15 protein-coding genes and 1 pseudogene are annotated in these 19,977 nt (G+C 70.3%); 9 read left to right on the forward strand and 7 right to left on the reverse strand.

Annotated elements, in window-relative coordinates:
• Positions 1 to 129: 129 nt before the first annotated feature.
• Positions 130 to 1,389 (forward strand): threonine/serine exporter family protein, encoded by a 1,260-nt coding sequence (locus P6166_RS09865; protein ID WP_277764294.1) that lies wholly within the window; start codon positions 130 to 132, stop codon positions 1,387 to 1,389.
• A 66-nt stretch (positions 1,390 to 1,455) separates the two neighbouring features.
• On the opposite strand, the pseudogene P6166_RS09870 reads toward P6166_RS09865, so the two are convergent.
• The 3 genes and pseudogenes from P6166_RS09870 to P6166_RS09880 all read right to left on the reverse strand — a co-directional run.
• A pseudogene (locus tag P6166_RS09870) lies at positions 1,456 to 1,827 on the reverse strand (H-NS histone family protein); the annotation flags it as partial.
• Between the two features lie 174 nt (positions 1,828 to 2,001).
• Entirely contained in the window at positions 2,002 to 3,699 is a 1,698-nt protein-coding gene (locus tag P6166_RS09875; protein WP_277764295.1) for a proline--tRNA ligase, read from the reverse strand.
• Positions 3,700 to 3,798: 99 nt separating this feature from the next.
• Complete coding sequence (locus tag P6166_RS09880; RefSeq protein ID WP_277764296.1) at positions 3,799 to 4,179, reverse strand: DUF4124 domain-containing protein; 381 nt, start codon at positions 4,177 to 4,179, stop codon at positions 3,799 to 3,801.
• A gap of 156 nt (positions 4,180 to 4,335) precedes the next feature.
• On the opposite strand from P6166_RS09880, the gene pssA reads away from it, so the two are divergent.
• The 3 genes from pssA to rimI are packed head-to-tail and all read left to right on the forward strand — an operon-like array spanning position 4,336 to position 6,028.
• Entirely contained in the window at positions 4,336 to 5,112 is a 777-nt protein-coding gene (gene pssA, locus P6166_RS09885; protein ID WP_277764297.1) for a CDP-diacylglycerol--serine O-phosphatidyltransferase, read from the forward strand.
• Entirely contained in the window at positions 5,109 to 5,549 is a 441-nt protein-coding gene (locus P6166_RS09890; RefSeq protein ID WP_277764298.1) for an alanine acetyltransferase, read from the forward strand. The genes pssA and P6166_RS09890 overlap by 4 nt, the downstream gene beginning before the upstream one ends.
• Positions 5,546 to 6,028 carry a ribosomal protein S18-alanine N-acetyltransferase gene (rimI, locus tag P6166_RS09895; RefSeq protein ID WP_277764299.1) on the forward strand — a complete coding sequence of 161 codons (483 nt, stop codon included), beginning with the start codon at positions 5,546 to 5,548 and terminating at the stop codon, positions 6,026 to 6,028. The genes P6166_RS09890 and rimI overlap by 4 nt, the downstream gene beginning before the upstream one ends.
• A gap of 61 nt (positions 6,029 to 6,089) precedes the next feature.
• Here rimI and P6166_RS09900 read toward each other — a convergent pair whose 3' ends face one another.
• The 3 genes from P6166_RS09900 to P6166_RS09910 form a co-directional block, all read right to left on the reverse strand.
• On the reverse strand, positions 6,090 to 8,915 hold the full coding sequence (locus P6166_RS09900) for a valine--tRNA ligase (protein ID WP_277764300.1): 2,826 nt from the start codon (positions 8,913 to 8,915) through the stop codon (positions 6,090 to 6,092).
• Between the two features lie 59 nt (positions 8,916 to 8,974).
• Positions 8,975 to 9,400 carry a DNA polymerase III subunit chi gene (locus P6166_RS09905; protein WP_277764301.1) on the reverse strand — a complete coding sequence of 142 codons (426 nt, stop codon included), beginning with the start codon at positions 9,398 to 9,400 and terminating at the stop codon, positions 8,975 to 8,977.
• A 73-nt stretch (positions 9,401 to 9,473) separates the two neighbouring features.
• A complete protein-coding gene (locus P6166_RS09910; protein WP_277764302.1) occupies positions 9,474 to 10,955 on the reverse strand; it encodes a leucyl aminopeptidase in 1,482 nt (493 codons plus the stop codon).
• A 107-nt stretch (positions 10,956 to 11,062) separates the two neighbouring features.
• On the opposite strand from P6166_RS09910, the gene lptF reads away from it, so the two are divergent.
• Both lptF and lptG read left to right on the forward strand, forming a co-directional pair.
• Positions 11,063 to 12,148, forward strand: a complete 1,086-nt coding sequence (lptF, locus tag P6166_RS09915; protein ID WP_277764303.1) for an LPS export ABC transporter permease LptF — start codon at positions 11,063 to 11,065, stop codon at positions 12,146 to 12,148.
• Positions 12,145 to 13,251 carry an LPS export ABC transporter permease LptG gene (gene lptG / locus P6166_RS09920; RefSeq protein WP_277764304.1) on the forward strand — a complete coding sequence of 369 codons (1,107 nt, stop codon included), beginning with the start codon at positions 12,145 to 12,147 and terminating at the stop codon, positions 13,249 to 13,251. Before lptF ends, lptG begins: the two co-directional genes overlap by 4 nt.
• A gap of 25 nt (positions 13,252 to 13,276) precedes the next feature.
• Here lptG and P6166_RS09925 read toward each other — a convergent pair whose 3' ends face one another.
• Positions 13,277 to 13,768 (reverse strand): RDD family protein, encoded by a 492-nt coding sequence (locus P6166_RS09925; RefSeq protein ID WP_277764305.1) that lies wholly within the window; start codon positions 13,766 to 13,768, stop codon positions 13,277 to 13,279.
• Between the two features lie 69 nt (positions 13,769 to 13,837).
• Between P6166_RS09925 and xerD the strand changes: the two genes are divergently transcribed.
• The 3 genes from xerD (at position 13,838) to purL (ending at position 19,798) form a co-directional block, all read left to right on the forward strand.
• Complete coding sequence (gene xerD / locus P6166_RS09930) at positions 13,838 to 14,812, forward strand: site-specific tyrosine recombinase XerD (protein ID WP_277764306.1); 975 nt, start codon at positions 13,838 to 13,840, stop codon at positions 14,810 to 14,812.
• 70 nt (positions 14,813 to 14,882) lie between these two features.
• Positions 14,883 to 15,683: a DsbC family protein gene (locus P6166_RS09935; protein ID WP_277764307.1), complete on the forward strand. Its 801-nt coding sequence runs from the start codon at positions 14,883 to 14,885 to the stop codon at positions 15,681 to 15,683.
• A gap of 230 nt (positions 15,684 to 15,913) precedes the next feature.
• Positions 15,914 to 19,798: a phosphoribosylformylglycinamidine synthase gene (gene purL / locus P6166_RS09940; RefSeq protein WP_277764308.1), complete on the forward strand. Its 3,885-nt coding sequence runs from the start codon at positions 15,914 to 15,916 to the stop codon at positions 19,796 to 19,798.
• The last annotated feature ends 179 nt before the right edge of the window (positions 19,799 to 19,977 follow it).

The following is a 19,977-nucleotide window of genomic DNA, read 5'->3' on the forward strand; positions in this document are numbered from 1 at the left end:
TTGGCGTATGCGCCCGGCGCATGCGTGCACCGCGTCGCGCCGATGCACTGCCGGCGAGCGGCTGGACATACACTGGCGGGGCCCGCCCGGATCGTCCGGTGGGCGTCCCGCCCGCTCCGACACCGCCGAATGTCCGTCGCCACGCCTGCTCCCGCCACCACCCGTGCCAGTTACGCGCAACGCGTGGCGTTCGTCTCCGAGATCGCCAGCCGCCTGCACAGCTATGGCACCACCGCGCAACGGCTGGAAGCGGCGGTGATCGCGTTGTCCCAGCAGCTCGACCTGGACTGCGAGCCGTGGTCCAACCCGACCGGCGTGATCCTCAGTTTCAGCGACCCCAGCAAGGCGATCGGCTCCAGCGACATCACCCGCGTGATCCGCCTGGCGCCGGGCGAGAACGACCTGTACAAGCTCAGCGTGGCCGACTACATCGCCGACAGCGTCGCCCAGGGCCGCATGAGCATCGCGCAGGGGCACACCGCGCTGCGCCGGCTCGACCGCGAGGTGGACGGCCGCGGCAAGTCGATGCAGGTGTTCGCCTTCGGGCTGGCCGCCGCCGGCGTGGCCGGGCTGTGGAAGCTGCCCTGGCTGGACATCGCCACCGCCGGCGTCATCGGCCTGCTGATCGGCCTGCTCACCCAGTACACCGACCGCCGGCCGGCCACCAAGGAGGCCGGCGACGCGCTGGCCGCGCTGCTGGCCGGCTTCGTCGCCACGGTCGTGGCCTCGCTGGTGGGCTCGCTCAACCTCAACACGGTGATCATCGCCTCGCTGGTGGTGCTGCTGCCCGGCATGGCGCTGACCAACGCGGTCAACGAGCTCGCCAGCCAGCACTGGGTGTCGGGCACGGCGCGGCTGGCCGGCGCGGTGACCACCGTGCTCAAGCTCACCGTGGGCGCGGTGATCGCGGTGACCCTCACGCAGTACCTCGGCCTGGAGCCGCAGGTACGGGCCGCGCGCCCGCAAGCCCATTGGGTGGAATGGGCCTCGTTGCTGGCAGCGGCATACGCGTTCGCGGTGCTGTTCAAGGCGCACCGGCGCGACTACGGCTGGGTGATGGCCGCGGCGATCGCCGGCTACGTGATCGCGCGCTACGCCGGGCAGGAATGGGGCAGCCCCGCCGGCGTGTTCGCCTCGGCGATGCTGCTCACCGCGGGCGGCAACCTGTTCGGCCGCGTCATCCAGAAGCCCGGCGCGCTGATCCGCCTGCCCGGCATCATCATGCTGGTGCCCGGCAGCACGAGCCTGCGGGGGTTCCTCAACCTGGTGCAGCAGCAGAACGTGGACGTGGGCCAGGTCGCGTTCCTGGCGGTGACGAATATCGTCATGGCGCTGGTGGCCGGGCTGCTGTTCGGCAACCTGCTGGTGCCGGCGCGCAAGAACCTGTGATCCCTGAAACGACGAACGCCGGCAATGCCGGCGTTCGTGCGAGGACCTCCTGACTTACTTCTTCTTGATCAGGAAATCTTCGACCTTCTTGCCCTTGGCGATCAGCTCCGCCATCCAGCGCGGATGCTTGCCGCGCCCGGTCCAGGTTTCCTTGGTGTTGGCCGGATTGCGGTACTTCGGCGCCACCTTGCCCAGCTTGCGGCCCGCGCGCGAGGACGGTGCCTTGGCGGCCTTGGCCGCCTTGCCGCGGCCCGCCGGCGCCGGCGCACCGCCGAACAGTTCCTCGATGCTGTAACCCTCGGCCTTGGCCACGCGGGTCAATTGCGCGCGCACCTTGGTGATGGGGGTGCGCTTGGCGACGATGCTCTGCCGCTTCTTGGCGTTCTTGATCAGGGCGTCCAGCTGTTTGGCCGACAGGCCGGTAAGATCGATCGACATCGCGACTCCGAATGCGGTGGGAAGGGGCAGCCTGTCCCTGGCCACGCGGCGATCATAATGTCAGGTTATTGACGTTTACAAACCCGGCACTCGAAAGTGCCGGGGTTTTCCCACTATTTTCTGGGTGTTATTCCCAGCAAAAGCGTTTTCTCGAGGCATGCCGCCCCGCGCCCTTCAGCCGGCCAGGCGCGCCAGCAGCGCCGCCTTGTCGAGGTTTTCCGCCGCGTCGGCGTGGCGCGCGCGATATTCGAAGGTACCGGCAGCCAGGCCGCGTTCGGACACGACGATACGGTGGGGAATGCCGATCAGCTCCATGTCGGCGAACATCGCGCCCGGGCGCAGGCCACGGTCGTCCAGCGCCGCGTCGATGCCGGCGGCGAGCAGTTCGTCCAGCAGCGCTTCAGAGGCGGCCGCCACGCCGGCGTCGTTCTTGGGGTTGATCACGCACACCACCGCCTGCCACGGCGCCATCGGCGCGGGCCAGAGGATGCCGGCCGCGTCGTGGTTCTGCTCGATCGCCGCGGCGACGATGCGCGACACGCCGATGCCGTAGCAGCCCATGCTCGGGATGGCGGCCTTGCCGTTCTCGTCCAGCACCGTGGCCTTGAGCGACTCGGCGTACTTGCGCCCGAGCTGGAACACGTGGCCGACCTCGATGCCACGCGCGATGCGGATTTCCCCGCCATCGGCGGCGCGGTCGCCCGGCACCACGTTGCGGATGTCGGCCACGGTCTGCGGCTCTTCCAGGTCGCGGCCCCAGTTCACGCCGGCCAGGTGGAAGCCCGCCTCGTTGGCGCCCACGACGAAGTCGGCCATCGCGGCGACCTCGCGGTCGGCGACGACGCGGATCGGCTTGCGCGGATTGAGCGGGCCCAGGAAACCCGGCTCGCTGCCGAGGTTCTCGGCGATCTCGGCCTCGTTGGCCAGGCGGTAGCCGGACAGCCCGTCCACCTTGCCCAGCTTGATCTCGTTGACCGCGTGGTCGCCGCGCACCAGGGCCAGCACGAAGCCGCCCTGCTCGTCGACCACGGCCACCGACTTCACCGTGCGCTGCAGGGCGATGCCCATCAGCGCGGCCACGTCCTCGCAGGTCTTCTGCGTGGGCGTTTCCACCTTGCGCAACGTTTCGCTGGCGGCCGGGCGCGGCGCCGGTTCGGCGGCCACGGCCGCCTCGACATTGGCCGCGTAGTCCGAGCCGGTGGAGAAGGCCAGGCTGTCCTCGCCCGAATCGGCGATGACGTGGAATTCCTGCGAAGCATCGCCGCCGATCGCGCCCGAGTCCGCCTGCACCGCGCGGAACTCCAGCCCCAGGCGGGTGAAGATGCGGGTGTAGGCCGCCTTCATGTTCTCGTACTCGCGCACCAGGTCGGCGTCGGTAAGGTGGAACGAATAGGCATCCTTCATGAGGAACTCGCGCGCGCGCATCACGCCGAAGCGCGGGCGGATCTCGTCGCGGAACTTGGTCTGGATCTGGTAGAAGTTCACCGGCAGCTGCTTGTAGCTGCTCAGCTCCTGGCGCGCGTAGTCGGTGATGGCCTCTTCGGCGGTCGGCGAGTAGCAGTAGTCGGCCTGCTTGCGGTCCTTGATCTTCAGCAGCTGCGCGCCGAACTTCTCCCAGCGGCCGCTTTCCTCCCACAGTTCGCGCGGCTGGATGGTCGGCAGCAGCAATTCCACCGCGCCGGCGCGGTTCATTTCCTCGCGCACCACGGCCTCGACCTTGCGCAGCACGCGCAGGCCCAGCGGCGACCAGGTGTACAGGCCGGCGGCCAGCTTGCGGATCATGCCCGCGCGCAGCATCAGCTGGTGGCTGACCAGCTCGGCGTCGGCCGGGGTTTCCTTGGTGGTGTGGAGGTGGAACTTGGACAGGCGCATCGGCGGCTTCGCAGGGGCGGAAAGGCCCTATTTTGCCTTTCCTCGGCGCCGAAAGGGACGGCGGCCGGCGCGCGGGGCGCCGCCGGCCGCATGCTGCGCTCAGCCGCCGGCGGGCGGGCAATAGGCCTTGACCCCGGCATCGGCCAGGTTGCGCTGGGCCTCGCGCTGGCTTTCGTCCAGCTTGGTATCGGGCTTGCCGTCGCCGTCGGTGTCCTGCATGACGGGGCGGCTGTCGCTCAGTGCCTTCAGGTTCTGCCGGGCCTGCGTGCACTGGGGCGATTCATTGGCCGCGGGCGTCTGCTCCTGCGCCACGCCGACCCCGCCGCGTGCATCGATCCGCCGGGCCTCGAACTTCTGGCCGCTGGGCGGGCTTTCGGAATAGTGGGTGACGCCGTTGGCGTCCTTCCACTTGTACAGGTCGGCGGCGCCGGCGGTGCCGGCGAGCAGACACAGGCCGAGCAGGCCGGTCTTCAAGCGCATGTTGGTCTTTCCCCAGGGTGAATCCCCGGCCGATTGCAGCACCGCTGGGCGGGGCTGGCAAGCCGCGCGGCGCAAAACGGCTGCCGGGGCAGGGCGCGGGCGCGCCGCCGCGCACCCCGGTTCGCCCTGGCTGCCGACTGCCTCTAAACTGGCGGGATGGAAGAAACCCGTCCCCCGCCGCGTTCGCGCACCATCTACCTGCTGCCGAACCTGTTCACCACCGCCGGCCTGTTTTCCGGCTTCTACGCCATCGTGGCCGCCGCCAACGGCGATTTCGTGCCGGCCAGCATCGCGGTGTTCGTGGCCGCGATCATGGATGGCCTGGATGGCCGCGTGGCGCGCCTGACCGGCACCAGCAGCGAATTCGGCGTGCAGTACGACTCGCTCGCTGACCTGGTCAGCTTCGGCATGGCCCCGGCGCTGGTGATGTACCACTGGTCGCTGTCGGCGCTGAAGTTCGACGGCGACGTGCTGGGCCGGGTGGGCTGGGCGGCCGCGTTCCTGTATGCCGCCTGCGCCGCGCTGCGGCTGGCCCGCTTCAATACCCAGGTGGGCGTGGTGGACAAACGGTGGTTCATCGGCCTGGCCAGCCCCGCCGCGGCCGGCTTGATGATGTCCTTCGTGTGGGCCTTCGCCGACGGCAAGCTGGGCTGGAGCGGCGACGAGCTGCGCTACGTCGCGCTGGCGGTGACGCTGGTGGCCGCGCTGCTGATGGTCAGCCGCATCCGCTTCTGGAGCTTCAAGGGCGGCGAGAAGGGGCCGCGCGCGGACCGCGTGCGCTTCCTGCAACTGGCGGTGGTGGCGATCGTGCTGGCGGTGGTGTTCATCGACCCGCCGCGCACGCTGCTCACCATCGGCGTGGTCTATGCGCTGTCCGGCCCGGGCCTGTGGCTGTGGCGCCGCATGCGCAAGGCGCCCGAGTCGACCGCATGAGCGAGGCGGCCGGCCTGCCGTGGTCGAGCGAGCAGCTGTCGTGGCTGCAGGCGCTGGGCCATGTGGTGTACCTGGACCGCGACGCCGTGGTCGAAGCGCCCGCGCGCGCCATCGAAGCCGCCGTGCCTCCGGCCGCCGCCGCGCCGGCCGAGCGCGCCGCCCCGCCGCGCCGGCAGGCCCCCGTGGCGCCGGACACCCAGGCGCCGGTCATCGCGCCCGAGCTGGCCAGCAGCGGGCCGCGCCGTGGCCGCAGCGGCCTGCCCGATCGCCTGCAGATCGCGCTGCTGCGCGCCTGCGGCCTGAATCCGAACGACCCGTCTACGCAGACGCTGATGGCCACCTGGCCGCTGGCCGAGCTGCGCGCCAACCCGCGTGCCAAGCGCGCGCTGTGGCCGCAGCTGCGCGCGCTGCGGCGCCAGGGCAGGGCCCGCTCATGAGCGCGGTGAGCGCCCCGGCGCCGGTCGTGTTGCGGCCGATGCGCGAGGAGGACCTCGACGCGGTGATGGAGGTCGAACGCCGCGCCTATCCGTTCCCCTGGACGCGCGGCATCTTCCGCGATTGCCTGCAGGCCGGCTACCCGGGGCGGGTGATGGAGCAGGCCGGGGTGCTGGTGGGCTACGGCATGCTCAGCATCGCCGCCGACGAGGCCCACATCCTCAATGTCTGCGTCGATCCGGCGCAGCAATCGCGCGGCCATGGCCGGGTGCTGCTGCGCGCGCTGGTGCGCGTGGCGCGCGAGCGCGGCGCGCGCCGCGTATTCCTGGAGGTGCGGCCGTCCAACACGCCCGCCATCGCGCTCTACCATTCCGAAGGCTTCAACGAGATCGGCCGCCGGCCGCGCTACTATCCGGCGCACAACGGCCGCGAGGATGCGCTGGTGATGGCGATGGAGCTGGCGTTCGAAGGCATGGGCTGAGTCCGCGCCGCCCGCGCCCGCGCAAACGAAAACGCCGCTGTTCCCAGCGGCGTTTCGCGGTTCAGAGCTTGGCGCGTTGCTCGCGCAAACCGTCGAGCTGGCTGGTCCAGTCCTGCAGGCGCACGCGCTCCTGCTCCACCACCGCCGCCGGCACCTTGTCGGTGAACTTGGCGAGTTTGGCTTCGCTCTTCTCCTTCTCGCTGGCGACGCGGGCGATTTCCTTGTCCAGGCGCGCGCGCTCGGCGTCCAGGTCGACCAGGCCTTCCAGCGGCACCAGCAGCTTCAGCTCGCCGACGATGGCCGCGGCAGCGGCCGGGGCTTCCTGCGTGGCGTCCAGCGCGTCGATCGACGCCAGGCGCAGCAGGAACTTCAGCGGCGCGGCAAAGCGTTCGACACGCGCGTGCTCCTCGGCCTGGCCGCCCTGCAGCAGCAGGCGCACCTGCTTGGAGGGCGGCACGTTCAGTTCGCTGCGCACGCGGCGCAGCGCCGAGACCATCGCCTTGAACCACTCGATGTCGGCCTCGGCGGCGGCGAAATCCTGGCCGGCGAAATCGGCCGGCTGTGGGTAGGCCTGCAGCGAGAGGGTGGCGGCCGCGATCCCCAGGCGCGGGGCGACCTGCTGCCACAGCTCCTCGGTGACGAACGGGATCAGCGGGTGCAGCAAGCGCAGCAGTTGGTCGAGCACGTACAGCAAGGTGTGGCGGGTGCTGGCGGCGGCCGCGGCGTCATCGCCATTGAGCGCCGGCTTGGCCAGCTCCACGAACCAGTCGCAGAACTCGTTCCAGGCGAATTCGTACAGCGCCTGCGAGAGCAGGTCGAAGCGATAGTCGGCGAACTGCGCCTGCGCCTCGGCGGTGACCTTGGCCAGGCGCGAGAGGATCCACTTCTCCGCATCCGTCACCGGCTGCGGCGCGCCATGGTACTGCGCGCCCTCGGTGTTCATCAGCACGAAGCGGCTGGCGTTCCACAGCTTGTTGCAGAAGTTCTTGTAGCCCTCGGCGCGCGACATGTCGAACTTGATGTCGCGGCCATGGGTAGCCAGCGCGGCGATGGTGAAGCGCAGCGCGTCGGCGCCGTGGGCGACGATACCGTCTGGGAATTCCTTGCGCGTGGCCTTCTCGATCTTCTCGGCCATGCGCGGCTGCATCAGGCCCGTGGTGCGCTTGGCGACCAGGTCCTCGATGGAGATGCCGTCGATGATGTCCAGGGGGTCGAGCACGTTGCCCTTGGACTTGGACATCTTCTGGCCCTGCGCATCGCGGATCAGGCCGGTCATGTAGACATCGCGGAACGGGATCTTCCCGGTGAAGCTGTCGGTGGCCATGATCATGCGCGCCACCCAGAAGAAGATGATGTCGAAGCCGGTGACCAGCACCGAGGACGGCAGGTAGCGCTCGAAACCGCGCTCGGCCATCGCCGCCTCGTCCGGCCAGCCCAGCGTGGAGAACGGCCACAGTTGCGAGGAGAACCAGGTCTCCAGCACGTCGCTGTCCTGCGTGAGCACGACATCGTCGCCCAGGCCGGCGTTGGCGCGCGCCTGCGCCTCGTCGCGGCCGACGTAGCACTTGCCTTCGGCATCGAACCACGCCGGGATGCGGTGGCCCCACCACAGCTGGCGGCTGATGCACCAATCCTGGATGTTCTCCATCCAGTGGCGGTAGGTATTGATCCAGTTCGGCGGGACGAACTTCACCGAGCCGTTCTCGACCAGTTCCAGGCCGCGCTTGGCCAGCCCGTCCATCTTCACGAACCACTGGTCGGTGAGGTAGGGCTCGATGACCTGGCCGGTGCGGTCGCCGCGCGGCACCTGCAGCTTGTGCGGCTTGGCTTCCACCAGCAGGCCCTGGTCCTCCAGTTCGGCCAGCACCTGCTTGCGCGCCTCGTAGCGGTCCAGCCCCTGGAAGCGTTCCGGCGCGTTCTCGTTGAGCGCGGCCACCGGGGTGAACAGGTTGATCAGCGGCAGGCTGTGGCGCAGGCCGACCTGGTAGTCGTTGAAGTCATGCGCGGGCGTGACCTTGACCACGCCGGTGCCGAACGCGCGGTCGACGTAGTCGTCGGCGATCACCGGCACGCGGCGGCCGGTCAACGGCAAGGTGACGGTCTTGCCGACCAGGTGTACATAGCGCTCGTCTTCCGGGTGCACCATCACGGCGGTGTCGCCGAGCAGGGTTTCCGGGCGCGTGGTGGCCACGACGAGGTAGCCGCGCGTCTCGCGCAGCGTCTCCTGGCCGTCCTCGTCGCGCTCGACGTGCTCGTAGGTGGCGCCGTCATCGAGCGCATAGCGGATCGACCACAGGAAGCCGTCTTCCTCGACGTTCTCCACTTCCAGGTCGGAGATGGCGGTCTTCAGCACCGGGTCCCAGTTGACCAGGCGCTGGCCGCGGTAGATCAGCCCCTGCTCGTACCAGCGCACGAACGCCTCGGTCACGGCGGCCGAGGGCTGCGGGTCCATGGTGAAGGTGCTGCGCGACCAGTCGGCCGAGGTGCCCAGCCGGCGCATCTGGCGCTCGATCACGTCGCCCGAATGCTGCTTCCACTCCCACACCTTGGCGATGAAGCCCTCGCGGCCGAGCGTGTCGCGGGTTTCGCCCTTGCCTTCCAGCTGCAGGTTGCGGCTGACCACCATCTCGGTCGCGATGCCGGCGTGGTCGGTACCGACCTGCCACAGCGTGTCGTAGCCGCGCATGCGGTGGTAGCGCACCAGCGCATCCATCAGCGTCTGCTGGAAGGCGTGGCCCATGTGCAGCGTGCCGGTGACGTTCGGCGGCGGCAGCAGGATGGTGTACGGCTCGCCCTGGCCGGACGGCTTGAAATGGCCGGCCTTCTCCCACTCGGCGTACAGGCGGGATTCGAAGGACTTGGGATCGTAGCTGGAGGCGAGGGACATAAGACCGGGATCTGGGGGTTCTTGAGCGTGTTCGGGAGGGGCCGCGGCGGGGCGGCGCCTTACATGTCGTACTTGTTCAGTTCCAGGCCGAGGGCCTTGTACTGCTTCCAGCGCTCGCGCAGCGGCTCGCGCGCGGCCGGGTCGGCCGGCACCACTTCCAGGATGCGGTCGCAGGCGCCCAGGTAGGGATCATCGCGCAGGTTCAACACCAGGGCGCGCGCGGCCACGTCGGTGTCCGGCGTGGCGATCAGCACCGGGGCCTCGTCCTCGTCCTCGTCCATGCCGGCGATCTGGTGCGGGATGTAGGCGTCGGGGTCGAAGGACCACAGCAGGTCGTCCAGTTCCTCGGCCTGGGCCCCGTCGCGGGCCAGGATCAGCATCGACAGGTTGGCGTCGTTTGCCTTGCGCGCGAGTTCGCAGACCAGCTTCAGCGGTTCGGTGAGAAAGCGGGGCTTGGCGATCAGGTAGAAGTCGGCGCGGGGCATCGGCGGGATTCGCAGGGGTTCGGGAAGGCGGAAGAAGGCGCCGGCGCGGGCCGCACGCCTTCTTCCGGAGGCATCACGCCGCGGCGGCGACGCGGTCCAGCAGCCACTGCGTCAGCAGGCCCACCGGACGGCCGGTGGCCATGCCGCGCTTGCCTTCGTCGCTGGCCACGCCGGCGATGTCCAGGTGCGCCCAGCGCTGGTTTTCGGTGAAGCGCGACAGGAAGCAGCCGGCGGTGATCGCGCCTGCCCAACGGCCGCCGATGTTGTAGACGTCGGCGAAGGTGGAATCGAGCATGCCCTGGTATTCGTCCCACAGCGGCAGGCGCCAGGCGCGGTCGAACACGTACTCGCCGGCGGCCAGCAGCTCGTTGGCGAGGTCGTCGTGCTTGCTCATCAGGCCGGCGGTCTGGTGGCCCAGGGCGACCATGCACGCGCCGGTGAGCGTGGCCACGTCGATGAGCGCTTCCGGATTGAAGCGCTCGGCATAGGTCAGCGCATCGCACAGGATCAGGCGGCCTTCGGCGTCGGTGTTGCCCACCTCGATGGTCTTGCCGGACATGCTGGTGATGACATCCGACGGGCGGTAGGCGTTGCCGTCGATGGCGTTCTCCACCGCCGGCACCACCACCACCAGGTTGACCGGCAGCTGCGCCTTCACCGTGGCCACGAAGGTGCCGATGACGTTGGCGCCGCCGCACATGTCGTACTTCATTTCCTCGATGCCGCCCTGCGTCTTGAGGTTGACGCCGCCGGTGTCGAAGGTGATGCCCTTGCCGACCAGCACGTAGGGCCGTGCGTCGCCGCCCCCGTTCCACTTCAGCACCACCAGCTTCGGGCGGTTGGCCGAGCCGCGCGCCACGGCCAGCAGCGAGCCCATGCCGAGGGCTTCCATCTGCACTTCGTCCAGCACCTCGGCCTCGGCGCCGTCATGGGCGGCGGCGAAGGCCAGCGAGGTCTCGGCCAGGTAGGCCGGGTTGCACAGGTTCGGCGGCAGGTTGCCCAGCTCGCGGGCGTATTCCACGCCGGCCGCGATGGCCTGGCCCTGGGCCAGGGCCGCGGTGTCCTCGCCACGCACGGCCAGGTGCGCCAGGCCCTTGTCCTCTGCCTTCTTCTTGCCGAGGGTGGCGGTGTAGCGGTAGGCAGCGTGGTCGCCGGCGATGATCGCCTGGCGGATCGCCCAGGCCGCGTCGCGGCCCTTCACCGGCAGCTCGGAAAGGGTGAACAGCGCCTGCGCGACGGGGCCGCTGCGCAGGGCGCGCACGCTGTCGCCGACCGCCTTGAGGTACTGCGGCGCGCCGAACTTGCCCGCATCGCCCAGCCCGACCACCAGCACGCGCGGCGCGGCGACGCCGGGCAGGTCGTGCAGCAGCGCGGTGGCGCCGGTCTTGCCGCTGACATCGCCGCGGGCGAGCAGGGCGGTGATGCGCCCGCCGCTGGCCGCGTCCAGCGCCTGGGCGGACGGGGACAGGGACTGGTCGGCGAAGGCGCCGACGACGAGGCAGTCCACCGCGGCGGAGGCCGGGGCGTCGAGGTTCAGGGTGAATTGCAGGGCCATTGAGCAGATTCCGTTGGCAAGTCCGTACAATCGCGGACTGTTTACGCCGGCCCGGTTAGGCTGGCGGCTCCGCGAACGAATCCAAGAGTTTAGCAAGCCCCCACCTTATGCCGAAGCTCGACCGATATCTGTTGCGCGATTTCACCCAGAGCTTCTTGGCGACGCTGATCGTGCTGCTGGTGGTCAGCGTCGGCGCGGTGCTGGTGGACATCCTGGGCAACATCGCCGATGGCAAGGTCCCGGCCCGGCTGCTGCTGTCCCAGCTGGGGCTGCAGTTCGTGGCCTACCTGCCCCTGATCCTCCCGCTGGCGCTGATGCTGGGCCTGCTGCTGGCCCTGTCCCGGCTGTACCGCGATTCGGAAATGGCGGTGATCACCGCCATCGGCGTGGGGCCGCGCCGCCTGCTGCGCCCGATCATGCTGCTGACCGTGCCGGTGGTGGCGCTGATCGGCGCCTGCTCGCTGTGGCTGGGCCCGCTGGCCACGCGCACCGCCGACAAGATGCTCGAGGACGCCAACCGCTCGGTGGTGATCGCCGGCCTGGAAGCCGGCCGCTTCACGCCGCTGTCCGGCGGTGGGGTGGTCTACCTGTCCAGCGTGTCGCCCAATGGCACCCAGTTCGGCAAGATTTTCATGCAGCGCCAGACCGACGACCGCGTGGACGTGGCTACCGCCAACACCGGCTCGGTGTTCTTCGAAGGCAAGAAGGACCGCTTCCTGCGCATGGAGAACGGTTACCGCGTGGAAGGGCCGGCCCAGGGCGATGGCCTGGATTACCGCCTGCTGCGCTTTGCCCGCAACGAGGTCGCGCTGCCGGACCGGGCGCAGGTGCATGACGAGAACGACCCGGAAGTGATGTCCACCCGTCGACTGATCGGCGACGAGCGGCTGTCGGCGCGCGCGCAGTTGAACTGGCGCATCGCCCCGCCGCTGCTCGCGCTGGCCTTCGCCCTGCTGGCCCTGCCGCTCTCGCGCAGCTCGCCGCGCCAGCAGCGCTACGGCCGCATCATGCTGGCATTCCTGGGCTACCTGGTGGGCACCAACCTGATGATCGTGGGCACGCAGTGGATCTCCGCCGGCAAGACGCCGGCTGCGCTGGGCCTGTGGTGGCTGCTGCTGCCGCTGCTGGTGGTGGCGGTGTGGGCCTACCTGCGCGATGGACGCCTGTCGCGGCCGCGGAGGGCGGCGGCATGAGGATCACCCCGCGCATCCATGACCTGTACATCGGCCGGGCGGTCATCGGCACGGTGCTGTTGACCTGGGCGGTGCTGCTGGGCCTGGATATCGTCAACGCGTTTTCCAGCGAAGCCAAGGACATCGGGCAGGGCAGCTACAGCTTCGGCCACGCCATCGCCTACGTCGCCTATACCGTGCCGCGGCGTGCCTACACCTTGTTCCCGACCGCCGCGGTGATCGGCGCGCTGATGGGCCTGGGCCAACTGGCCGCCACCTCCGAGCTGACCGCCCTGCGCGCGCTGGGCCTGTCGCGGCGCCGGCTCAGCCTCTCGGTGGCCGCCGCCATGGCGCTGCTGACCGCGCTGATGGTCATCAGCGGCGAGACCCTGGGCCCCTGGGCGCAGGGGCAGGCCGACGTGCTCAAGTCGAGCGCGCGCTACGAAAGCAATATGTCCATGGCGCGCTACGCCGGGCTGTGGGCGCGCGAGGGCAACACCTTCCTCAACGCCCAGAGCGGCGAGGAGAAGCTGCTCGAAGGCGGCGGTACCGCGCTGGAGCTGCACGACGTGCGGCTGTATCAGCTCGGCGAAGACGGCCGCCTGCAGACGCTGACCCATGCCGCGGTGGCCGAACACCGCGATTCGGGCTGGACGCTGCGCCAGGTGCAGGAAGACCACTTCGCCGAGCGCTCGGTGACGCGCGAGAAGAAGGCCGAGATGCCGTGGCAGTCCGCGCTGGACCCGGCCGCGCTGGCCGCCGGGCTGGCCAAGCCGCGCAACCTCTCCGCGCACGACCTGCATACGAGCATCGAGTACCGCCGCCGCAACGGGCTGGACGCGCGCGACTACGAGGACCAGTACTGGAGCCGCTGGTTCTATCCGCTCAACGTGCTGGCGCTGTGCCTGGCCGCCATCCCGTTCGCCTTCGGCTCGCTGCGCAGCGGCGGCATGGGCAAGCGGTTGTTCCTGGGCATCCTGTTCGCGCTGGGCTTCTGGCTGCTGCAGCTGTTCTTCGGGCGCATGGCCGGCGCGCTCAAGTTCGATTACCGCATCGCCTACGCGCTGCCGCCCATCGTGATGATGCTGGTCTCCGGCTGGTTGTTCCGGCGGCGCAGCAGCTAGCGAACCGCGCCGCGGGAACGCGGCCCTAGCGCGGGCGCTTTTCCCTGCGCTCCAGGCGCGTGCCGCTGAGGCGGTCGTGCCAGGTGAGCCGCTCGCGGTCGACGAACGCCCACCAGAAGCCCAGGCCGCCCGCCAGCAACGACACCGTGCCGACGGCATAGCGTCGCCACAATGCGGGCCAGGTCGGCACCTCGCCACGGGCGCCCGTCAGGTGCAGGCGCCACGGCCGCATGCCCAGGGTCTGCCCGCCGCGCCGCCAGCTCACGGTGGCGTAGATGCCCGCGACGATCCAGCAGCACAGCCACAGCAGCCATTGCAGCGCGCTGAAAGGCGCGATGTTCTCGCGGCTGCGGTGCCCGGCCAAAAAGAAGCCGACGGTGAACGCGGTGGACACCAGCATCCACAGCGCCACCACCGGCCAGAAGTCGTAGAACAGCGCGAGCAGGCGCCATGGCACCAGGCTGCGCGGGCGGGCGGGGGAGGCGGCGAGGTCGTGCGAGGCGGCAGTGGGCTCCATGCCCGGAGCATAGCCGCCCGCCGCCGGGCGAGGCAGCCGGCACGGGCCGAGTGCGGCTAAGCTGGGCGCATGTCCTCGCATTCCCCGGCAGAACGACGCCAGCGTGTCGGCGAACTCCCGCCACTGCGCGCCGCAGACGAACAGGCGATCCAGCGCTTCCTCGACCGCCTGTGGGCCGAACAGGGCCTGGCGCGGCAAACCCTGGACAGCTACCGCCGCGATCTTTCCGGCCTGGCACGCTGGCGCGACGGGCGGGGGGGCGGATTGGCCGGCATCGACCGCGCCGGCGTCTTCGACTACCTCGCCTGGCGCACGGGCCAGCGCTATTCGCCGCGCAGCAACGCGCGGCTGCTCTCGACCCTGCGCGCCTTCTTCGGCCAGGCGCTGGCGCGCGGCGAGCGCGCCGACGATCCCACCGCGCTGATCGACCCGCCGCGCCTGCCGCGTGCCCTGCCCAAGGCGCTGGCCGAAAGCCAGATCGACGCACTGCTCGCTGCCCCCGCGCTGGACGACCCGGCCGGCCTGCGCGACCGCGCCATGCTCGAATTGATGTACGCCGCCGGGCTGCGCGTGAGCGAGCTGGTCGGCCTGCCGGCCAACGCGGTGAACCTGCGTCAGGGCGTGCTGCGGGTGACCGGCAAGGGCAGCAAGGAGCGGCTGGTGCCGTTGGGCGAGGAATCGCAGCACTGGCTGCAGCGTTATCTCGAAGGCGGGCGGGCGGCCCTGGCGGCGGGCAAGAGCGTACCGGCCGGCGCCGACGGGCAGGTGCCGATGTTCATCGATGCCGCGCGCAAGCCGCTGACGCGCCAGCACTTCTGGCAACTGGTCAAGCGTTACGCCGCGGTGGCCGGTATCGACCCGGCGCAGGTCAGCCCGCATGGCCTGCGCCACAGCTTCGCCACGCACCTGCTCAACCGTGGCGCGGACCTGCGCGCGCTGCAGATGCTGCTGGGCCACAGCTCGCTCTCCACCACGCAGATCTACACCCTGGTGGCGCGCGAGCACCTGCAGCAGTTGCACCAGCGCCACCATCCGCGCGGTTGAGGAGCGCGTCGCGACGGCCTTCAGACCGGCTGTGCGAGAATCCGGCCAAATCCGCTTTCTGGAAGTGCCGATGTTCCGTTACGTCCTCTCCACGCTGCTGTGCGCGGCCAGCCTCTCGGCCTGTGCCCAGCCGGCCTCTCCCGCCAAGACCGCGGCGACCGGCAAGCCGGCCGCCGCCGCGCCGGCCGCCGGCACCGACCAGCGCGTGCGTGCCGCGTTGGCCGCGCTGGACCCGGACTTCAAGCCGGACTACATCGGCCCGGCCCCGTTCGCCGGCTTCCGCGAAGCCATCGTCGGCGGGCAGGTGCTGTACGTCAGCGACGACGGCCGCTACCTGATGCAGGCGCAGCCGTTCGACATCCAGGCGCGCCAGTTCGCCGCCAGCGAGGGCCTGCTGGCCTACCGCCGCGACCAGCTGGCCAAGGTGCCGCGCAGCGAGCGCATCGTCTTCGCGCCGCCGAACCCGAAGTACACCATCAGCGTGTTCACCGACATCGAGTGCGGTTACTGCCGCAAGCTGCACAGCGAGATCGACGAACTCAACCGGCAGGGCATCGCGGTCGAGTACCTGGCCTTCCCGCGCATGGGCCTGGGCAGCCAGGACTACAAGGACATGGTCTCGGTGTGGTGCGCCAGCGACCGCAAGCAGGCGCTGACGGCGGCCAAGTCCGGCAAGGCGGTGGCGGCCAAGACCTGCGCCAGCAGCCCGGTCAACATGGAGTACGACCTGGGCCAGCGCCTGGGCGTGAACGGCACGCCGGCCATCTTCGGCCCGGACGGCATGCAGCTGGGCGGCTACCTGCCGCCGGCGCAGCTGCGTGCCGCGCTGGACAAGCGCGCCGCATCGGCGGCCGCCGGCGGCAGCCGCTGAGGTCGTTCCGGCCGCGACGCGGCCGAACCCCCGGGGTCTTGCGGGGCAGGACCTCGGGACCGGGCTCGCCGGCCGCCCGCCCCGCGCGGCCGGCGGGATAAGGCGCTTCAACCGGCGGCGCCTCGGGGCGCGCGTGCGCCGGGCTGCGTGGGCGCCGGCCCCCGGCATGGGTGCCACGCGGCCGTCAGGGTTACAATAGTGGGCCCCGTTTCCCGTTTACGGTCCCCCGGATGATCGTCCTTGAGGGCGCGCCCGCCCTGTCGCCGTTCCGCCTGGCTCGGCTGCAATCCCGCCTGCAAACCGTCGCTCCCGCGCTGCGCCTCACCGGCGCCTGGCACGTCTACTTCGTCCAGGCCGAGGCCGGGCAATCGCCCGACCTGGCCACCCTGCGCCGCATCCTGCAGGCCGAGGCCACGCCGGCGCCTGCCGAGGCCGGCAGCCTGAGCCGCTTCGTGGTGCCGCGGCTGGGCACGCTCTCGCCGTGGTCGAGCAAGGCCACCGAACTGGTGCGCGGTGCCGGGCAGGCGATCCAGCGCGTGGAGCGCGGCACGCGCATCGACCTGGCCGGCTGGCCGCAGGACGCCGCCACCCAGGCCGCGCTCGCCAAGCTGCTGCACGACCCGATGACCCAGTCGCTGCTCGATTCGGCCGAGGCGGCGCAGGCACTGTTCACCGCGCCGGCGCGCGGCAGTGTCGAACGCATCGCGCTGGCCGACCTGGAAGCGGCCAACGGACGCCTCGGCCTGGCCCTGGCACCGGACGAGATCGACTACCTGCGCGAGCGCTATACCGAGCTGGGCCGCGACCCGGCCGACGTCGAGCTGATGATGTTCGCGCAGGCCAATTCCGAGCACTGCCGGCACAAGATCTTCAATGCCAGCTGGACCATCGACGGCAAGGACCAGGACCGTTCCCTGTTCCGGATGATCAAGCACACCCACCAGCAGACCCCGCAGTACACGCTCAGCGCGTACAGCGACAATGCCGCGGTGGTGGAAGGCCATGTGGCCGCGCGCTACCGCCCCGATCCGGCGACCGGCCGCTACCGCACCGAGACCGCGGTGCCCAGCGCGTTCCAGATCAAGGTCGAGACGCACAACCACCCGACCGCGATCGCCCCGTTCCCCGGTGCGTCCACCGGCGCCGGCGGCGAGATCCGCGACGAAGGCGCCACCGGCCGCGGCGGCAAGCCCAAGGCCGGCCTGACCGGCTTCTCGGTTTCGCACCTGCGCATCCCGACCCTGCCGCAGCCGTGGGAGGCGCCGCGCGCGCTGAACCCGCGCATGGCGCCGGCGCTGGACATCATGCTCGACGGCCCGCTGGGCGGCGCCGCGTTCAACAACGAGTTCGGCCGCCCGAACCTGCTGGGCTATTTCCGCAGCTTCGAGCTGGCCGAAGGCCAGGCGCTGAGCCGCGCCTACGACAAGCCGATCATGCTGGCCGGCGGCCTGGGCGCCATCGACCGCGTGCAGGTGGAAAAGATCCGCCTGCAGCCGGGCGATGCGGTGATCGTGCTCGGTGGCCCGGCGATGCTGATCGGCCTGGGCGGCGGCGCCGCCAGTTCGGTCGCCTCCGGCGACAGCGCCGAGGAACTCGACTTCGCCAGCGTGCAGCGCGACAACCCGGAAATGGAGCGCCGCTGCCAGGAAGTGATCGACCGCTGCGTCGCGCTGGGCCTGGATAACCCGATCCGCTGGTTCCATGACGTCGGCGCGGGCGGCCTGTCCAACGCCATTCCCGAGCTGCTACACGACTCCGGCGTGGGCGGCGTGATCGACCTGGACAAGGTGCCCAGCGACGACCCCTCGCTGTCGCCGATGCAGTTGTGGTGCAACGAATCGCAGGAGCGCTACGTGCTCGGTGTGCCGCAGGCACGCCTGGCCGAGTTCGCCGACATCTGCGCGCGCGAGCGCTGCCCGTTCGCCGCGGTGGGCGTGGCGACCGCCGAGGAAAGGCTGGTCGTCGCCTACGGCGCCACGCCGGGGCACATCCCGGCCGATGCCGCCATCGACCTGCCGATGGACGTGCTGTTCGGCAAGCCGCCGAAGATGCACCGCGATACCGCCCATCCGGCCGCGCCGCAGTGGCCGGCGCTGTCCACCGCCGCGATCGACCTGCGCGAAGCCGGCCTGCGCGTGCTCGCGCACCCGACCGTGGCGGCCAAGAACTTCCTGGTCACCATCGGCGATCGCAGCGTCGGCGGCCTCACCGCGCGCGAACAGATGATCGGCCCCTGGCAGCTGCCGCTGGCCGATTGCGCGATCACCCTGGCCGACTTCGACGGGTTCGCCGGCGAAGCCATGTCCGTGGGCGAGCGCACGCCGCTGGCGCTGCTCGATTCGGCCGCCGCCGCGCGCATGGCCGTGGGCGAGGCGATCACCAACCTGTGCGCCGCGCCGGTCGATGCGCTGGACACCATCAAGCTCTCGGCGAACTGGATGGCCGCGGCCAACCATCCCGGCGAGGACGCCTTGCTGTACGACGCAGTGCGCGCGGTGGGCATGGAGCTGTGCCCGCAGCTGGACATCAGCATCCCGGTCGGCAAGGACTCGCTCTCGATGCAGGCGCAGTGGCACGCCGACGGCGTGGCGCAGAAGTCGGTCTCGCCGGTGTCGCTGGTCATCACCGCCTTCGCCCCGGTGGCCGACGTGCGCCCGCAGCTCACCCCGCTGCTCGCCCGCGAGGAGGACAGCGACCTGTGGCTGATCGGCCTGGGCGGCGGCAAGCAGCGCCTGGGCGGTTCGGTGCTGGCGCAGGTGTATGCCGGCGAGGAAGCGATGCCGGCGTTCGGCGGCGACGTGCCGGACCTGGACGACCCGCAGCGCCTGCGCGCTTTCTTCGAGCTGATCCGCGATGCACGCGAAGCCGGCCTGCTGCTGGCTTATCACGACCGCAGCGACGGCGGTGCCTTCGCCGCGATGTGCGAGATGGCCTTCGCCTCGCGCCAGGGCCTGGACATCCACCTCGACGCCTGGGGCGACGACGCGTTCCACAGCCTGTTCAACGAGGAACTCGGCGCCATCGTGCAGGTGGCCGGCGAGGACCGCGCCGCGTTCGCCGACCTGGTCGAGCGCCACGCGCTCACTGAGTGCGCGCAGCGCATCGCTCGCCCGATCGCCTCGCCCAAGGTGCGCGTCTCGCTGGAAGGCAAGAGCGTGGCGCAGTGGCAGTGGGAAGAGTTGTTCGACGCCTGGTGGTCGGTCACCCACGCCCTGCAGAAGCTGCGCGACAACCCGGACAGCGCCGACGAGGAGCGCGCCGTCGCGCGCGACTTCAACGCCCCGGGCCTGAAGCCGAAGCTGGCGTTCGATCCGGCCGAGGATGTCGCCGCACCGTTCATCGCCACCGGCGCGCGGCCGAAGGTCGCGATCCTGCGCGAGCAGGGCGTCAACGGCCAGATCGAGATGGCCAACATCTTCGAGCGCGCCGGCTTCGATGCGTTCGACGTGCACATGAGCGACCTGATCGCCGGCCGCGTGCAGCTGGGCGATTTCAACGGCCTGGCCGCCTGCGGTGGCTTCAGCTACGGCGACGTGCTCGGCGCGGGCCGGGGCTGGGCGACGTCGATCCTGGAGCGCAGCGCACTGCGCGATGCCTTTGCCGCGTTCTTCGCGCGCGAGGACACCTTCTCGCTCGGCGTGTGCAACGGCTGCCAGATGCTCAGCCAGCTCAAGGACATCATCCCGGGCGCCGAGCACTGGCCGCGTTTCCTGCGCAACCGCAGCGAACAGTTCGAAGGCCGCACCGCGCTGCTGGAAGTGGTGGAATCGCCGTCGGTGCTGCTGCGGGGCATGGCCGGTTCGCGTATTCCGGTGGCGGTGGCGCACGGCGAAGGCCGCGCGGAATTCGCCAGCGCCGTCGATCAGGCGGCCGCGCGCGTAGCGCTGCGTTATGTCGATGGCGACGGCAACCTCGCCACGCAGTACCCGCTCAATCCGAATGGTTCGCCTGACGGCATCACCGGCCTCACCAGCGAGGACGGCCGCGCCACGATCCTGATGCCGCACCCGGAGCGCACCCCGCGCGCGATCAACCTGAGCTGGCATCCAGCCGAGTGGCAAGGCGATTCGCCGTGGTTGCGCATGTTCCGCAACGCGCGCGTATGGTGCGGCTGACGCATAAATTTTCCCGCGTTGATCGTTGCACCCATGAAACCGCCGGCCACCCTGCCGGCGGTTTTCTTTTGCGCGGCGTGTGAAAGCCCTTGCCGGCGTCGACACGATGACGCGGCTATCACCCTGTTTTTCTGGGCAATTCATTTCTTCTTAACAAAATTCGCGTCATTCCGTGACGG

Source organism: Stenotrophomonas sp. HITSZ_GD (assembly GCF_029543105.1).
Classification (GTDB): Bacteria; Pseudomonadota; Gammaproteobacteria; order Xanthomonadales; family Xanthomonadaceae; genus Stenotrophomonas_A.

Bases quoted from the DNA above. Each gene is read 5' to 3' on its own strand.
- P6166_RS09865 (WP_277764294.1), top strand. From the start codon at position 130: ATGTCCGTCGCCACGCCTGCTCCCGCCACCACCCGTGCCAGTTACGCG.
- P6166_RS09875 (WP_277764295.1), bottom strand. From the start codon at position 3,699: ATGCGCCTGTCCAAGTTCCACCTCCACACCACCAAGGAAACCCCGGCC.
- P6166_RS09880 (WP_277764296.1), bottom strand. From the start codon at position 4,179: ATGCGCTTGAAGACCGGCCTGCTCGGCCTGTGTCTGCTCGCCGGCACC.
- pssA (WP_277764297.1), top strand. From the start codon at position 4,336: ATGGAAGAAACCCGTCCCCCGCCGCGTTCGCGCACCATCTACCTGCTG.
- P6166_RS09890 (WP_277764298.1), top strand. From the start codon at position 5,109: ATGAGCGAGGCGGCCGGCCTGCCGTGGTCGAGCGAGCAGCTGTCGTGG.
- rimI (WP_277764299.1), top strand. From the start codon at position 5,546: ATGAGCGCGGTGAGCGCCCCGGCGCCGGTCGTGTTGCGGCCGATGCGC.
- P6166_RS09900 (WP_277764300.1), bottom strand. From the start codon at position 8,915: ATGTCCCTCGCCTCCAGCTACGATCCCAAGTCCTTCGAATCCCGCCTG.
- P6166_RS09905 (WP_277764301.1), bottom strand. From the start codon at position 9,400: ATGCCCCGCGCCGACTTCTACCTGATCGCCAAGCCCCGCTTTCTCACC.
- P6166_RS09910 (WP_277764302.1), bottom strand. From the start codon at position 10,955: ATGGCCCTGCAATTCACCCTGAACCTCGACGCCCCGGCCTCCGCCGCG.
- lptF (WP_277764303.1), top strand. From the start codon at position 11,063: ATGCCGAAGCTCGACCGATATCTGTTGCGCGATTTCACCCAGAGCTTC.
- lptG (WP_277764304.1), top strand. From the start codon at position 12,145: ATGAGGATCACCCCGCGCATCCATGACCTGTACATCGGCCGGGCGGTC.
- P6166_RS09925 (WP_277764305.1), bottom strand. From the start codon at position 13,768: ATGGAGCCCACTGCCGCCTCGCACGACCTCGCCGCCTCCCCCGCCCGC.
- xerD (WP_277764306.1), top strand. From the start codon at position 13,838: ATGTCCTCGCATTCCCCGGCAGAACGACGCCAGCGTGTCGGCGAACTC.
- P6166_RS09935 (WP_277764307.1), top strand. From the start codon at position 14,883: ATGTTCCGTTACGTCCTCTCCACGCTGCTGTGCGCGGCCAGCCTCTCG.
- purL (WP_277764308.1), top strand. From the start codon at position 15,914: ATGATCGTCCTTGAGGGCGCGCCCGCCCTGTCGCCGTTCCGCCTGGCT.